Annotated in this window: 15 protein-coding genes and 1 pseudogene; 11 read left to right on the forward strand and 5 right to left on the reverse strand. The window is 34.4% G+C overall.

Annotation, left to right across the window (positions count from 1 at the left end; translation table 11 throughout):
- Positions 1-307: 307 nt before the first annotated feature.
- Positions 308-868, forward strand: coding sequence for a hypothetical protein (locus AWM68_RS20840; RefSeq protein WP_066246063.1), 561 nt, complete (start codon positions 308-310; stop codon positions 866-868).
- A 96-nt stretch (positions 869-964) separates the two neighbouring features.
- On the opposite strand, the gene AWM68_RS20845 is transcribed toward AWM68_RS20840, so the two are convergent.
- The gene (locus AWM68_RS20845; protein ID WP_066246064.1) at positions 965-1,441 is read right to left on the reverse strand and encodes a hypothetical protein; all 477 of its coding nucleotides are present in this window, start codon (positions 1,439-1,441) and stop codon (positions 965-967) included.
- A 201-nt stretch (positions 1,442-1,642) separates the two neighbouring features.
- On the opposite strand from AWM68_RS20845, the gene AWM68_RS20850 reads away from it, so the two are divergent.
- Positions 1,643-2,200: a site-specific integrase gene (locus AWM68_RS20850; RefSeq protein ID WP_066246065.1), complete on the forward strand. Its 558-nt coding sequence runs from the start codon at positions 1,643-1,645 to the stop codon at positions 2,198-2,200.
- 130 nt (positions 2,201-2,330) lie between these two features.
- On the opposite strand, the gene AWM68_RS20855 is transcribed toward AWM68_RS20850, so the two are convergent.
- Complete coding sequence (locus AWM68_RS20855; RefSeq protein WP_066246066.1) at positions 2,331-2,750, reverse strand: hypothetical protein; 420 nt, start codon at positions 2,748-2,750, stop codon at positions 2,331-2,333.
- A 170-nt stretch (positions 2,751-2,920) separates the two neighbouring features.
- Between AWM68_RS20855 and AWM68_RS20860 the strand changes: the two genes are divergently transcribed.
- The 5 genes from AWM68_RS20860 (at position 2,921) to AWM68_RS20880 (ending at position 5,837) form a co-directional block, all read left to right on the forward strand.
- Positions 2,921-3,376: a VanZ family protein gene (locus AWM68_RS20860; protein WP_082820840.1), complete on the forward strand. Its 456-nt coding sequence runs from the start codon at positions 2,921-2,923 to the stop codon at positions 3,374-3,376.
- 56 nt (positions 3,377-3,432) lie between these two features.
- On the forward strand, positions 3,433-3,960 hold the full coding sequence (locus AWM68_RS20865; RefSeq protein WP_156488498.1) for a hypothetical protein: 528 nt from the start codon (positions 3,433-3,435) through the stop codon (positions 3,958-3,960).
- Between the two features lie 93 nt (positions 3,961-4,053).
- Positions 4,054-4,476 (forward strand): hypothetical protein, encoded by a 423-nt coding sequence (locus AWM68_RS20870; protein ID WP_066246068.1) that lies wholly within the window; start codon positions 4,054-4,056, stop codon positions 4,474-4,476.
- A 265-nt stretch (positions 4,477-4,741) separates the two neighbouring features.
- The gene (locus AWM68_RS20875) at positions 4,742-5,281 is read left to right on the forward strand and encodes a MerR family transcriptional regulator (protein ID WP_066246069.1); all 540 of its coding nucleotides are present in this window, start codon (positions 4,742-4,744) and stop codon (positions 5,279-5,281) included.
- Positions 5,282-5,333: 52 nt separating this feature from the next.
- Positions 5,334-5,837: a type II toxin-antitoxin system PemK/MazF family toxin gene (locus AWM68_RS20880; protein ID WP_066246070.1), complete on the forward strand. Its 504-nt coding sequence runs from the start codon at positions 5,334-5,336 to the stop codon at positions 5,835-5,837.
- A 293-nt stretch (positions 5,838-6,130) separates the two neighbouring features.
- Here AWM68_RS20880 and AWM68_RS20885 read toward each other — a convergent pair whose 3' ends face one another.
- The 3 genes and pseudogenes from AWM68_RS20885 to AWM68_RS20895 form a co-directional block, all read right to left on the reverse strand.
- A complete protein-coding gene (locus AWM68_RS20885; RefSeq protein WP_066246071.1) occupies positions 6,131-6,355 on the reverse strand; it encodes a hypothetical protein in 225 nt (74 codons plus the stop codon).
- A 569-nt stretch (positions 6,356-6,924) separates the two neighbouring features.
- Positions 6,925-9,854 (reverse strand): annotated as a pseudogene (locus AWM68_RS20890) (Tn3 family transposase).
- 21 nt (positions 9,855-9,875) lie between these two features.
- On the reverse strand, positions 9,876-10,433 hold the full coding sequence (locus AWM68_RS20895) for a recombinase family protein (RefSeq protein WP_066246072.1): 558 nt from the start codon (positions 10,431-10,433) through the stop codon (positions 9,876-9,878).
- A 505-nt stretch (positions 10,434-10,938) separates the two neighbouring features.
- On the opposite strand from AWM68_RS20895, the gene AWM68_RS20900 reads away from it, so the two are divergent.
- Genes AWM68_RS20900 through AWM68_RS20915 form a run of 4 tightly spaced genes read left to right on the forward strand, consistent with a single transcriptional unit; the run spans position 10,939 to position 15,549 of the window.
- On the forward strand, positions 10,939-11,493 hold the full coding sequence (locus AWM68_RS20900; RefSeq protein WP_197468219.1) for a flavoprotein: 555 nt from the start codon (positions 10,939-10,941) through the stop codon (positions 11,491-11,493).
- Positions 11,486-12,706, forward strand: a complete 1,221-nt coding sequence (locus tag AWM68_RS20905; protein ID WP_066246074.1) for an MFS transporter — start codon at positions 11,486-11,488, stop codon at positions 12,704-12,706. The genes AWM68_RS20900 and AWM68_RS20905 overlap by 8 nt, the downstream gene beginning before the upstream one ends.
- A 15-nt stretch (positions 12,707-12,721) precedes the next feature.
- Positions 12,722-14,605 carry a tetratricopeptide repeat protein gene (locus AWM68_RS20910; protein ID WP_066246075.1) on the forward strand — a complete coding sequence of 628 codons (1,884 nt, stop codon included), beginning with the start codon at positions 12,722-12,724 and terminating at the stop codon, positions 14,603-14,605.
- A gap of 14 nt (positions 14,606-14,619) precedes the next feature.
- Positions 14,620-15,549: a spermidine synthase gene (locus AWM68_RS20915; RefSeq protein WP_066246076.1), complete on the forward strand. Its 930-nt coding sequence runs from the start codon at positions 14,620-14,622 to the stop codon at positions 15,547-15,549.
- Positions 15,550-15,777: the final 228 nt, after the last annotated feature.

A 15,777-nucleotide genomic window follows, 5' to 3' on the forward strand; every position in this document is an offset into this window, starting at 1 on the left:
AGCGTTGTAAATCCGCATTTTCCTGACGGGACCCCTATATAGAATAGACAACACAAATGGTGAAGTTACATTATTAACTATTGAAGAACAGAATAATTACGATCTAATTAAAAAGAACCTATATTGTGCTTACAGTGGTTGCGACGCAAGAATTGAGTATGTCCCTAAAGGTGTTTATAAAGCATATTTTAAAACATGGCCTAAAGACAATCATTCTCCAGACTGTAAAGACTATTTTGAAAGAGAACAGAAACGAATTAGCGAAAAGGGTTCAGCAACAAAGAACGCTAGACTTAGTTCAAAACACATGAATGATGTACTTAATAGACTTTATAAAGAAGTACATGAAACTGAAGAAGAAAAAGAGAAAAGACTCGATAAACAACGTCAAAAGTCTAAAAACAAAAAAAGTACTACTACAGACAGATCTCTTCCGGCTGTTTCCACTACTACAATGAACCCTACAGTAGGGATCGGAGAAGAAACATTAGAAGGTAGAGCCCCTAATGTGAGAAAAAGGCACAGTATACATTTGTTAAGCGATAATGATATTGGTTTTACTAGAGTTATATATGGTTTTATTGAATCGATTGATATTTCAGATAAAAGAATACTAATAACCTTATATGATCGGGATACACGTTGTATAGTACATTTAGAAGAGGTGTTTTTTGAAAATGCAGCAAGAAATATCTCAAGTATGTTTAAAGTTCTTGAAAGAGCAATAAATAAAGATAAATCTTTAGAATTTACCGGTCTAGGTATTATCACAAAAGACGCTGAAGGTTTGTTTAACATTGCGATTAATGAACAGAATGCTTTTAAAATTAACAATCAAAAAATTGCCGTCTTTGCTTCTAATAACTAAAAACAATAAACAAAGGGCCTCCAACAGGAGGCCCTTTGTTTATTGAGCAAGTTTGTAGTTATACAAGGTTGCCCCTATACACCCACAAATAGGTTCCTACTTGTTTAGTGGAAATTCAGCAACTTCTTTGAGGCCATCGAAGATAATGACCGTACTATCCGTAGCATATTCCCTTACTTTCTTTAAGTCAGTATTTTTTTTAATTTCGTATTCTACACTAAACAACACCTTTTTTTGCGTCCTTAAATCACCGTTAGAAGAACCCCCTACTGGATTCAACTTAAACGTTGAAGATCTCGGGAATCTGCTCATTACTGAAGAAAGTTTTTTTCCCGGAATAACTGCAATCTCCATTGAAGGCTGAGGATAATAATGTCCACGGAATTCTGGATGTTTTAAACCTTTGGATGGAGTGTTATTAGTGATAAGAAAATCATACCTCAACACGTTTGGAATACTTAAAACACTAATTTCAGACTTTGAAAGCTCAAAATTATTATCTGCAGCGACTTTTTGAACTCCTAAAGAAGCTACGAGACAAAAAGCAAAAACCATACTTAGTACCTTTTTCATAAAATCCTCCGAAGAATGATATTTATGATTAGTTTTCTCACTTGTCCTTCTTCTATCCAATGAGTTTTGTATCCAATGTACGAAAATGGTTAGTACCTTACATTAAAATCCTTTAAAATAAAGGGTTTTCTCTTAATCTCTCACAAGATATACTAAAATCACACATTCAACGTACGAATTTACATAGAAAGAGTGAGAATTATGTCAGAGAAAGCTCTATACAACGTACAGCCCCTCAGGACACAAGAAGAGATCGATAACTTAAAATGGAGCTTGGAACGCTATTGCAGCCCCCGAGATCTCTTTTTGTTTGTGTTCGGCATCAACACCGGGTTACGGGTCTCGGATCTTCTTCCTTTACGTGTGGCAGACGTCCGCGATCGGACACATGTCGTCATCATCGAGAAAAAGACCGGAAAGAAGAAACGGTTTCCTATTCTGGCCCTGCAGCATGAAATCATGCGTTATACAGCTGGTATGAAACCCACTGAGTATCTATTTGCATCCAGGAAAGGAAACGGTCCGATCACGACCACCCAGGCCTATCGATCGCTCGTGAAAGCAGCCAATATGATTGATCGCGATGATATCGGCACCCATACCATGCGAAAGACGTTCGGTTATCATTACTACAAACGAACGAAAGACATTGTTACGCTAATGGAGATCTTCAACCACTCAGCACCATCCATCACGAAGCGTTATATTGGAATCACACAAGATGAGATTGATCAAAGTTTAAAGGATTTTTTATTGTAGGTTTGTGATATGGTAGGATTCCATACACTTATTTTATATTACAAATTCTTGTTAAGAGGAGCGCTATCAAAAGTAATAATTCGTCGTCATTCAAATGAGCTAAGGAAAAATTTGTAGAAATGAGAATTTATCAGTCATAAAATTTAACTTCAGCCGAACTATCAGAATAAGTAGCTAGACCAATTCTAGCGTAAATCTCTGCTTTACCGGCAACACCATCATTATCAACATAGTTCCCAACACTAAATATTGCATCACCACTACCAGTTAGCTTTTTTTCACCAATGAAATCATCATATCCATCTGCGTCTTGTTCATAAAGTCTAACTACATATGTGTTATTTGATGCAATATTTGTTGTTCTAACTAAGAAATTCCCTCCCCCTGAGAGATACGTTTGACTCCTAACTGTAGTGTTAGTATAAAGATCTAAGTCCTCTATGTTCATAAAATCCCATTCTCCTGCACCGTATTCAGGTTCAGCAAATGTAGCCGTAGGCGTTAACAAAGTTGCTCCAACAAGTAAAGACGAAAAAAATTTTTTAAACAATATTTCCCTCTCCCTTTAAATGGAATTAACTGCCTTTATATACTTTCGTTAAAACATTTTAAGTCCTGCCATTTTCACAAAAAAACTATATACCAGTAATTTAGTTAATAGAGAAGAATATTTATAATAGGACAATTATTAATAAAAACACCAAAAAAGGAGGGGTGGTTATGAATGCTATAAACTTTATTAAAAGTATACTTTATTTACTTAAGCGTTATAGCATCCTAATTTTTACCTTTTACCTTCTTACTTTAGTGTTTTTAACTTTATTTTCATACAATTATTATATATACGGAAAATCTTCTAATTATCTTCTTTTTAGTAGTATTAAGCTAATGCTACACAGCCAAGATCCGATGTTAATATTAAAAAATATAATTGGGAACGTAGTACTATTTCTCCCATTTGGATTATTTCTCCCAGTAATTAATCGAATGTTTTCTAGCGTATTTCTAATTTTTATAATTAGTTTTTTCACAAGCTTAATAATAGAAATACTTCAGAAACAGATTGCCAACCGCATTTTTGATATTGATGATATTCTGTTAAACGTATGTGGTGCTTTATTAGGTTTATTTTTTGTTAAAACATTTAATTATTTATCTTTTGGTAATTTGAAATAATTGAATATTAGCAGCAACCATAGGGGAAATTACTATAAAAGTATAAAAGAGGTAAAATGATGAATTACTATAAATCTTTAGTACTGTTTGTAGTCGTTTTTTTGTTTTTCACAAACAATATGTACAGTGTAAGTGCTAAAAACCAACCATTATCTATTGAAGAACTATACAAAAAATCTGGCTTTAAGTCTGATGAAGCTTTAATTCGAGAATATGAAAAAAAGTACCGTTTAAAAATAGGTACTCCTAAAAAATTTCCTTTTATCATTTCAGATATGTTTGGCAAAATAGATCATACCGATAAACCACCTAAATTGGAATTAGCGTATATAAATAATAAAATACCAAAGGATTCTTTACGAATATTTATTCGACCTGTTCTCAGTAAATTACAATTACGAGAAGGCGATGAAATATATCATTTAAAAGATGGTACTAAAGCTATATATCGATCAAACTACGGTATCGCTTATGTATTAGAATTTCAAAAAAATGGTGTTGAGTATTTTATAGGGATTGGTAAAAGTACCGACAAAACTATAACAGTAAACAATCTTATGGAAATTGCTGAATCAATTAATTAAAGATAACAGTATTGCTGTTATCTTTTTTGTTTTCAGAAGGATTTTTATTACAAATATATAAATATATAGTAATAAACTGCGAGGGGGTAAGAAATGAAAAAAGCATTGTTATTGTTATCTATAACTTTAACTTTTGTTTTAACATTTGGAATGAATCCACAACCAGCAAGCGCAGAATATTACAAATATGTATGCTATGAAGGAAGTGAATGCAACGCTGTAAATTTGTATAGTTTCGGTACACCGATTTCTGGATATTCTAGTCCTATTTGGGCTTCATCTGGAACAACAATGCATTATGGTTTTACTACTTCCAGCGATAGTGTCTTTCATGTTGGTATTCGCATAGTAGATGCTAATGGGACTGGAGTAACCTCATGGAGATATGCTCCTCAGTATGGCGGAGATAACTTTGGTTTTGTAGGTGCTCCGAAAACAGGATATTACAGATTGCAATTTTCATGCGGAGATACAACTAGTGGCAGGTGTAAAGGAAATGGATCTATATGGAGATAGAAACTAACACTGTATGTTATGTACATCTCAAAATTTAAAACATCCTATAAAATATATCCTTATTATTGCTTTCAAGTAAAAAACCTCTAAACCCAAAATTGGGTTTAGAGGTTTTATTATGCTTACTATATTTAAGACGTCACGAAAGATCCAATGGCATAGAACTAAAATGGAATATCAAAAACCTGATTATTGTATTAAACTTAGTAGGAAATAGCGTTGATATATCGAATCATTTATCAAAAGAAAGGAGAGTGGCGTCGATATGACGGAAAAAGAAAATACCATAGAAATCCTTTATTCTCCGGCTGAAGTCAGTGACACAATAAAGGTTAAAGAGTCCACTCTGAGGAAGTACGTTAACATTTTAGAATCTGCTGGGTATATCTTTTCTAAAAATAATCGTGGCCATAGACAGTATAAAGATAATGACGTTATAGCACTCAAGAGGTTTATCGCAGCTTCAGAAAGACCTGACATGACGCTCGAAACGGCAGCAGAGCAAATAGTAGCAATGTATGACATGAGCGACATGACGCTCACCGACACAACAGATATAACGTTACATAAGCAACATAGCAAAGATATATCAGATCTTAAAGAAATTGTTGAGAATCAAAATAAGGTCATTCAAGAACTGATTAAACGTTTAGAGGATAGAGATCGTTATGCAGCTGAACGTGATAAGAAACTATTGGATGGCATTAAGCAGATCCAGGAGCAAAAACAAGAGTTACTTCAGATCGCTGCAGCTAATGAAGAGGAAAAGAATAAGGGATTTTGGTCTCGAGTTTTTGGAAAATAATGACTTGATCATGAGGATAAATGATATACTCGTGTTCTAAGGGGGAAATACAATGACTAATCAAAACGCAAGTAAAAAAGCCGAAAAAACACAAGCTATTCAAGATTGGACCGCAAAGAAAATTCAGCTTTCAGATTCATGGATCGATGACGAAATAAATCAAACTTCAAGAGCTATCATCCGTGGCGGTATTTACAAATGCGAATTAGGTGAAAACATCGGAAAAGAGCAAAGTGAGAAGCGTCCAGTATTGGTCATTTCAAACGAACTGATTAACACTACATCACCTAACATTTCAGTAATTCCTTTAACGAAAAAACTTAAATATAAGATGGCGAAGACTAAAGGTGGTAAAGAATATAAGAAACCTCGTTATAACAGCCATTTCTTCTTGTTCAAGAAAGATTATCCTTTTCTTGAACACGATTCTGCAGTTTTAGGAGAAGAGTTGAAAACTGTAAGTAAAATTAGAATTGCTGAGCATATGGGAGATATTGAAGATCAAATGGTTATCAATAAAGTGTTACAGCGTGTCAAATGGGTTTACGGAATGTAATTACAGTTGGAGGCTTGACTTCTGGTTTTGGACATACTATAATGGACCCAGAGTTAATACATCGCTCATCTTAGTCATGAGCATTCGCGCACGCAAGTGTTTTTCATCGGGGAGCCGTCTTGGCTTCCTTTTTTATTTATCTATCATAAAATTTGTCTTTCGTGGATAAACTTTTAATACATCGCCCGTCTTGGTCACGGGCATTCCCCCCAGCTTAATTGCTGGGGGTTATTTATTTATACTGTTTACTTGCACATTCTTAATACATAATATCCCTTATGTAATATTTACCCTTATCCTTGAAAGTATGGAAACCACTCCGCATAAAAAGTTAGATAACCCCATAAAAACACACCACCTAATAAACCGCAGCTGACTAAGAAATTAAATAACTGCTTTGGCAACCAACTAAATAACACCCTAATCAGTAAAGCAATCACAACTAATAAAACAGCTAAAAAAACAAAAGGAGCTACCGAAATCGAAAGTTCAACATCTCCAAATAGATGACTTCCCATCTAACCACCTCTACTAAATATCGGGGTTCAAAGAAAAAAATCAAATTCTCACTATTTCTCCTCATCTTCATCACTCATTAAGTCTAAATATTCTACCTTGTAGTTTTTTATTAAACGAGTACCCGAAGACCTCATACCCATCGTACTTTGTGGGTGTGAGGTCTTCGGGTGTTTACGACTTTAATGAAAAACTACAAGCCCTCGTCAGAGTAAAGCTAAAGAGCCATAATGTTGCGTAATAACATGTAAACAGCATTCCTTTGCATTCCTACATCGATTATCAGGTGTAGCTTATAAAAAACATTAAAACCCAGGGGGAGAATACGCTCTCCCCCTCTCGCTACCGCGATTCACCCACATCGGGGTCGTTGTGCTCCTGAAAGGATCGCTACACGAATCCCTTCACTGCACTACCAATCATATGTGCTCCCCAATCAGGGAAGAAAAAAACTTAAATGCCCAAAATAACACTCAATAAAGAAATAGCCCCTTAAAGGGGTTCAGCCGAGATACGTGTAAAAATGGGTCATAGGCTTACTTTTATTTCCAGCATATGACCCATTTTATTTTTAAACAGGGATATTCTCTTCAACTGGTTGAGGGATGTCTTGTAAATCGATGACATAATCACCAAAACGTTTAATGTGCCTTGTAAGGTATGGGCTTAGCATAACAAGATCTTCCCGTGAAAATTTATACCCTTCCTTTATGAGATCCCATAAAATCATGGTTATATCCACAACATTCTGAAAAATGACAGCGTTAGCAACGAGATCATTGTATTTAATACGCTTTTCTTGTTCTTCCGGATCATTTTCAGAAATAATCCCATCTCCTCCGAAAAAAAGCCATTTTGAAAAGCCGTTATATGCTTCAACTTTATTTGTACTAGCTGTTATTTGTTCCCGTAATTTTATATCAGAAATATATTTTAGAAGAAAGACGGTCCTTACAACGCGTCCTAGCTCTCTAAATGCTTTATAAAGTCGATTTTTTTTACTGTCATTACTGAGCTTTCTGAGCAAGGTTGAAGGTAAAATTTTTCCGGATTTAATGGATAAGACAACTTGCAGCAAATCCTGCCAGTGAGTTTCGAGTAAATCCCAATCAATTACATCGCCAAATAAAGGATCGATATGATTGTAACAGGCGTCCTTATCCGGTCGAAAGAACGTTAGATCTTTCCAGTTACGAATCCGAGGCATTAAATTGATTCCTAACAAATACGAAAGGGCGAAAACAGGTGTTGATTGCCCCTGTGTATCTGCATGTAAAGTATCCGGCTGGATATCAGATTTATTTTTAAGCAACCCATCAATAATATATACAGCTTCCCAAACACCACAGGGTATAAAATGACTAAACAATGCAATATACGTATCGGAGACATGATGATAGGCAATCCCACCGTAACCACCATATCGAATATGATATTCCGAGAGTAAGTTTTCTTCGTATAAATCATATTTCGTACCATCTGCAGCAGCCGTTTTACCACTTCCCCACAATTTAGGAAGACTAAAAAGATTATAATGGTTAAGAATATCTTGAATGGCATCATCAAGTTTGTGAGCATTTATATGTCGTCGATTGACAAAAGAAATCATATGTGGCGTCACTGTATTTCTCATATGTTTAGAAGTTTGTGATGATCCCAAATTACAACCATATCCAAATGAAGTAACGATGTAACGTTCAATCGGATTTTCAAGCTTGGGATCAGAACCAGATAAGGGACCAAAGTGTCTAGTCCAGCGAGTCCAGTGTTCAACATTACAAAGTATATCAAGAACATTTCTTTCGGGTAAGCGCTGAATTATGATATTTTCTAAGGCTTTACTGCTTTTTGAAGGCTCCTTACGTGCTAAACGTTTAAGAGTGGGTTCTCCATTTTGGTTTATCATAACCTGTCCATTTTCGGGATAATGTCGATCTATCGTTTCGGCAGTCTGCGTTAACCATTCTTTTAATTGGGTTACAAACCCAGTTGAAGAGGAATTAAATCCTAACTCATTGCAGTAATCGGCAACCATGGGTTTGCATTCTTCCCATGAAAGTAATTGTTCTCGGTAATCAGCATATTCCTCAGAACCTTTTATACCAATATCCCCCGTTTTTAATTCTGTAGCTAGATAAGAGAATATACATATTTCAAGACGTTTACGATAGAACAAGTCAGTATTTTTACCAACACGAATTGTATTTTTCCATTGCTCATTTGCAAATGATAGATCTATATAAGCCGGTACGTGTTCGACCTTTCGGTTTTCGTTTTCTAATAGAAATTGCAATGCATTTACAAGTGAGCGATCTTGGGTAGTGGAGTCAATTTCTAATAATCTTACCAATTGATACAATGCTTTTCGATGTCCTCTATAGAACTTTTCCAGTAGAGGTAAATAATTGTTTCCATTGTATGAAGATATGGATTCACAATCGCTTTTTAAAGCCATGACTCCACCGTTAGCGATGAATAACTCCCTTACCTTTTTACCAACCAATGTATCGTCATCATCTATATCTGTAGCCTCTAAAACCTCTTGTAACACGGAGATAAGGTTTTCAGTCATGGACCGATGTTTTTCTTTAAGAAGTGCCAATTCCTCTTTACCTTTTTTGTGGATTTTACCCATTCTTTTTAGGAACATTCCCACAAGATTATCTCTAGTTCTAACCTGTGATCGGTGAATCATACATAGTACTAATGTATATCTTTTTGGAGCAGCGAAGTCTTTCATTTCAGCAGCATCTAATACCTTGGCTTCAGCTGCAAAATGCTTAATTTTAGAATTTGGAATACCTTCTAATAAATGGTCAATATTTGGGATGAAGGTTGTTAACCACGATAATCTGGCTTGTAAATCTGGCTTTTTGGTAAATCTTTGAGATAATTATAATCAGATTTTTGTAGTTGCTTGGAAGTATCTAATAATTGATCAAGTTTACTTTTCTCTTTGACAGACAAACGAGTAAGGACTTTATTAAAAAATTGGTAGTTAACAACTGTTCTAACCCGACGCGTAAGTCTGTCCAAAGTACTGAATGCTGGTAATTCACAGCGTTCCTTAATCAATTCTGCTATGGCAACGTTAATAAGATCAGCTGGGTTATTCATGACCTGAGCTGCTTTATATATGGCAGTCGCAGCAATATCTAAAGGCATCTTTCCAAATGGTGTAACCTTCAAGTATTCGCGTATTGCCTTTTGATGCCGGTAAAGCGCTTTGGTTTGAAAATTTGGTTCAGTATCGTTTGGTAAATGCAAACAGGTCCGAATATGACTGATAACTGAAGCTGGAATATCCTTTGGCCGTGGAAAATAGCCCAAACGTTGAAAGCATTTCATCATAATTAAAAAACTAAGAATGGGAATAGGCCCACGTGCCACGCTATGCGCAAACTGGTTTTCTTCAGTGGTAATGGTATAAACCTCTCTGAGTTCCCTACGAGTTAAATTTTTCTTTAATCTTGGATAGGCCGTTCGTTCGATAGCTGCCATGTCTGTCTCCCTCCCTTTATTTTATTTGCTGTCTATTTGATTCAAATAACGGTATAGTGTTGTCTTCCCTAATCCCGTTGCCTCTGTAATTTCTTTAATACTGTATTCTTTACTTCCATACATCTTCAGTGCCATCTGTACTTTATCTGTTTTTTTTGAAGGCCTTCCCCCTTTTTTTCCCCTAGCTCTCGCAGCTTTTAATCCTGATTTCGTTCGTTCACTTATAATATCTCTCTCTAATTCTGCAATACTTGCCATAGTACGGAAGAAAAATTTCCCCATTGCTGTTGAAGTATCGATGTTGTCATGAATAGAAATAAAGTCGACACTCATTTCATTAAAAAGTTCACTTAATTCAATAAGATGTTTTGTTGAACGAGAAATTCGGTCTAACTTGTATACGACAACTTTATCTCCTTTTCGCAATACCTTTAACAACTCTTCAAGCTGTTGACGGTCTTTTCTTGTTCCTGTCATTTTTTCTTGATATATTTTCTCAGCACCATACTGAAGCAAAGAATCAATTTGCATATCCAAATTTTGTTCTTCTGTACTTACACGAGCATATCCAAAAATCAAATAATTCCCTCCATTATCAATTCAAGTTACTAAAAAAATAGTACCAAAAAGGGGTTATTGTGACAATAAGTAAACCTTGTTTTAGGGAATGGGTTTTGGAACGTGATATATATAGATTTTAATAGTTTTTTAGAGGCCAACCCAAGAGTTCCGTAAACGACCGTTTTTGGGTATTTAAGTCTATAAGTGTAAGGGTGTTTTGTTAGGACTTAAGGAATTAAAAGTAAGGCTTAGTGGTTAAAAATATTTATTTTCCTTATATTTACATTGATTAACTTGATTTCTGACTATTCATATAATAAAGTTAAATTGTAAGTATTTTCTTTTAAGGGAGGTGAATACATAATGAGATTCGAAGAGCGTAATGTCTATGTTTGTGCTCCTGGTACAAAGCGCAATGTTTATGTATGTGCACCTGGTACGAAGCGTAAATAATAATAGCAAAAATAAAAGGTTTGGAGAAATCCAAACCTTTTATTTCTATTTCAAAGGGGGAATTAAAGTTATGAATTACGAGAAAGTATTAATCGGAATATCAGGCTCAATCGGTGCTGTAGAAATACATAGTTACTTAACCGAAATTCAAAACAGATTTAATTGTTCGATAAATATAATTATGACAGAAAGTGCAAAAAGGATAGTTAACCCCGATAGTCTAAAGTATTTTATTGACGGATATATATTTGAAAATATGTTTGATGCCAATTCTGATTTCAAAATCCCACATGTTCACTTACCTAATTGGGCTGACGTTTTAATTATTCTTCCTGCTACAGCAAATATTATTGGAAAAATTGCTAATGGGATCGCTGATGATTTATTGTCAACGACTGCAATGGCTGCTGCTTGTCCGGTTGTTATAGTTCCTAACACAAATGAACATATGTACAATCGCCAAGCAGTTCAAAGAAATATTCAAGCTCTTAAGGAAGATAGTTATATATTTATTGAGCCGGAAGGCGAAGGTGTACAACTATCGACCAAAAAGAAAATCAAGGGAGCTATGCCCTCACCTAAAGAGTTAGTATCGCAACTAGAAGGGATGATTTTGCATGCCTGAAGTAATTGTCAAAAAAAATGTTAATGCCCAGCTCGATACAAAGTTTCATCTAATATTAGTGGGCCTTTTATTCTCTAGAATTGGGACTAATATATATACTTTGGCTTTACCTTGGGTTGCTTACAACTTGACAGGTTCAGCGGTCATCATGGGGACTGTCTTTGCTGTTGAGATGTTACCATTTGTCATCTTGCTTCCTTTTGGTGGCGTTCTTATTGACCGTTTTGACAGAAGAAAGCTGATGATTTTTGCTGATTTAATAAGAACACTTTTTGTATTTAGCATTCCAGTTATGTTTTGGATGGATGTTTTAGTTACACCAATGATTTATATTATCGCTTTTCTTGCTTCCACTCTGTCATTTTTTATAGATGTACCTTTACAAGCTGTCATTCCTCAGATTGTACCGAAAGAGATGCTGACTAAGGCAAATGCCCGAATTCAATTTACCGAAAATCTTTCTAGAACTTTTGGTCCATTATTAGGTGGAGCTTTGATCGGTTTTGTCGGAGTATATAATTCTTTGATGATTAATAGTTTTGCGTACCTTGTGATGGTTTTATGTATTTTCTTTATTGGGCAAATTCCACGAGTTAATGAGGAAAACAACGCAGAGAAAATATGGGATGACATAAAAAAGGGCTTTTTGTATTTATGGAACCGTTGGGATCTCCGTACTATTGCATATATAAGTATTTTATCTAATTTTGGAATTGCATTAGTGATGTCTACCTTAGTCTATTATCTAAGGGATATTTTAAATGTCAATGCAACATACTCAGGTATTGTATTTGCTTCTATAGGGATTTTTGGTATGCTCGGTAGCCTAATAGTTGAACCATTAATCAAAAAATTTAAAAGAGGTTATATTATTAGTTTTCTTCCCATTCTAGGGGGAGGAACCGGAGCTTTAATAGTGGCTGTGTTTCCAAATTGGATGAGCACGGCTATCGGTTTTGGACTTTGGGGAGGAAGTATTACCACTTTAAGTATTCTTCTCAATACGTATAAACAAGAAAGTATAGAAAATGATCTTTATGGAAGGGTAGAAGGTTCTCTTACATCTATTTCTTACCTATCTATTCCACTTGCAGGTTTAATAGGTGGGCTTTCAATTCAAGGTATAGGGAGTTTACTTACTTATCTAGTTGCGGGTTGTTCAGTTATTCTTGCAGGTGTACTTTCTTTCTTTTCGCCATTACGGAAGATATAAAAAGGAGATTAGCACATGATCCAAAATGTATATACAAAAAGCAATTTTAACGATATTTTTAATTGTTTTGAATCAATGTCTCATACATCTTCTGAATCGAAATGTTTTTGGATTGAAGGGAAAACCAACCTTGAGGAGTTGAAAACCAACTTAGTTAATGTCTCTTCAGAAACAACAGGGATGGTTTTTCATTCGAAATTGGTTCGGATGGAGAGGTCTTTACTAAAACCATTCAGGGATTTTTTATTAAAACATAAATCCCTATGGATGGAATGGGAATGGATTAAAGATTATAAGTATGAATTACAAACCTTGTTTCCAAGAGTTAACGAGGACAAACCGGATATTTTTAGCATCTCTTGGGGATGGTCTGAGGTAAGATTAAATCGGGAAATCCACTGGGGTTTTCGCTTAATTCACTTTATATCTAGTATAATCCGTAAATTTGCCGAGACTAAACCCGTTATATTTTTAATAGAGGATTTACAAAATTCAGATCGTTTGACCATTTATTGTATAAATCAATTACTGAATAATTTAAAGCTACAAAATCTGATATTTGTCTTAAATGTAAAAGATTATCAGGTGTATAGCGATAGTAATAATCTAGATAACGGTTTAGGAATTACCGAATTATTAAAAATGCTAAAGAAAAAAGTTGACCCTGTGATTATTAGTGGAGAAAATAACAAACTTGGGGATGTAAGTGCACATTTTTGTACATCAAACGATAGTTTAAGAGATAATATTAGCGATTGTGTAAATTGCCTAATTGCAGGTAAAGCGACATATAAAGATGTATTGGAAAAACTTCATCACACGTTGCTTCTGTTTAATCTTGAAAATGTATTATTTCTTGGAGATACCATTATTAATAACTTAAATCAGTTTGACACCAAGCAGCGACAAAGGCTTAGTTATGAAGTCTGGAGGCATGTTGGAATTGCACATGTATTTATGGATGACTTTGGGAGTGCAATTAACTCTTTTCTTAAAATGAAAATGTATACTAATTCAGTTGGTGAACAGGTTAAAGCATGCCACTTAATTGCCACTATATATGGTAAAAGACTTAAAAATATTGATGAAGCTAAAATGTATGTACAAAAAGGAATAGATTTGGCGAGTCAAAGTGAAGATTTTCGTACTCTTTACGAAAAAGGATGGCTTTATAACTATATTGCATTTGTTTCATATTCAATGGAAAAGAACTTTGATAAAGCAATGGAATATGTTAACAAGGCGATCGAGTTTGTTCAACAATATAAGAATCAAACCCCTAATAGTGAAATAATGGATGAAATAGGAAATCCAATCTCAGCAGAACGATTACTAGGTAATTTAACAGCTAATATCTCTTATCTTAATTTTTATAAAGGTAACTATGAGGAGGCGCTAGAGAAATGGAGAAATCTGGGGAAGGATATTTCAAATGCTCCCGAAGTCTTTAAAAAGGAATACTTTTATTTTGAAGGTAATTTGTATCTTTGTTTAGGGAAATACAACCAGGCAATAGAATCCCTGAAAAAATCTTATACTATTTGCAAAAATTATAAAGATACTTTTCATCAGGAGATTGTATCTCGAAAATTAGGGTATGCTTATTTCTCGATGAATCAATATCAGGAATCAATTACCTTCTATAAAGAATCTTTACAACTAAAAAAATTATTAGGTAAACCAATTTCTAATAAACATTATCAGTCTATTTTATTATGCAATATGCAATCCGGAAATTTTAATAAAGTTAACCAGGAAATCGAAGAACTACAAGGGTTTATCGATCAAGAATTTCTAATGCTTTATAAAAGTTCACAAATTTTTAAAACAAACATAAAAAAATTTCTAGAAGACGGCCCCATCATTCTTCTAGAATCCTTCCCAATGATGATTCTTTAAGGAGATGATTACTCATGCTATTACCATGTGTTAAATGCTATTGTTATGCAGACCAAACTTTAAAAATCAGTATAGGAGACAATACTATAGAAGAAAGTATTTGTTCCTCTTGTAAAGGATCTATACAGGATGAGATTGAAAACTTAATAATGACATGGACTATGGACTTTTTTGGGGAAAATATCCTTTATAAAAAGAATTCAGCTTACTCAACAATTTATGTATCTGAGAATGAGGAACAGAGAAATTTACGGTTTCTTACATCGTTTCAATCAGGAATACTCAAAAAGGAAGAAGGAACTTCTACACCCTACTTAAACAGTTTTTTACTCGGACCTATCTTTTTAAAAAGGGAGATAAAAAGGATACTATGTATAGGATTGGGAACAGGTTACTTGGTTAAAGCATTCAGGAGGTTTTTCCCTGATCTGAAGATTGATGTTGTTGAAATAGACGAAGAAGTATATAATATAGCCCAAAAATATTTTAATTTCAGTTTGGACAGCAGCATAGATGTTCATATTTCAGATGCTTTTGAATTTGTCAAAAAAATAAATCGTTCAAGCTATGATCTTATTGCCCTGGATGCATATGATGGAAATAAGGTTCCAGCACATCTTGATTCCGTTGAATTTTATGAAGAAATTAAACGGATATTAATGCCGGATGGAATCCTTATTTCGAATCTACATGGGCGTTTAACAGGAGAATACTCAAGGGATTTTAAAAATTCTTATAATAAAATGGAAAAGGTTTTTAAGCATAGCATCTTAATTCCCTCTCCAAATGAGTGGGAAATGAATATATTAACTTTATTTTCTAATAATCAAATTAACAAACTTGATGTTGGTGCTACTATATTTCAAGAGGACTTAAAGGTTCTAATCGCCCCTTGGTTAACTGATAAACAGTATGACGAAAAAGATATTAAAGAAAAAGAGTGATTTAACAATAGATCTTTTAAAATAAAGCCCTGAATTTTCTGCTTTACGTAGAAAATTCAGGGTTTTTGTCTCCCAAAAATGTCTTAGCGATATCCGAGTTTTGCCGGCTGGACCCTAAAAACAACAAACAGTTCATTACTGGAAATAAAAGTAAGTCTATGACCCATTTTTACACGTATCTCGGCTGAACCCCAGCTTGGCTACAGCCTTACGTGAGATGGGTCGAAT

The organism is Fictibacillus phosphorivorans (assembly GCF_001619875.1).
In the GTDB taxonomy this organism is placed as follows: Bacteria; Bacillota; Bacilli; order Bacillales; family Fictibacillaceae; genus Fictibacillus; species Fictibacillus phosphorivorans_B.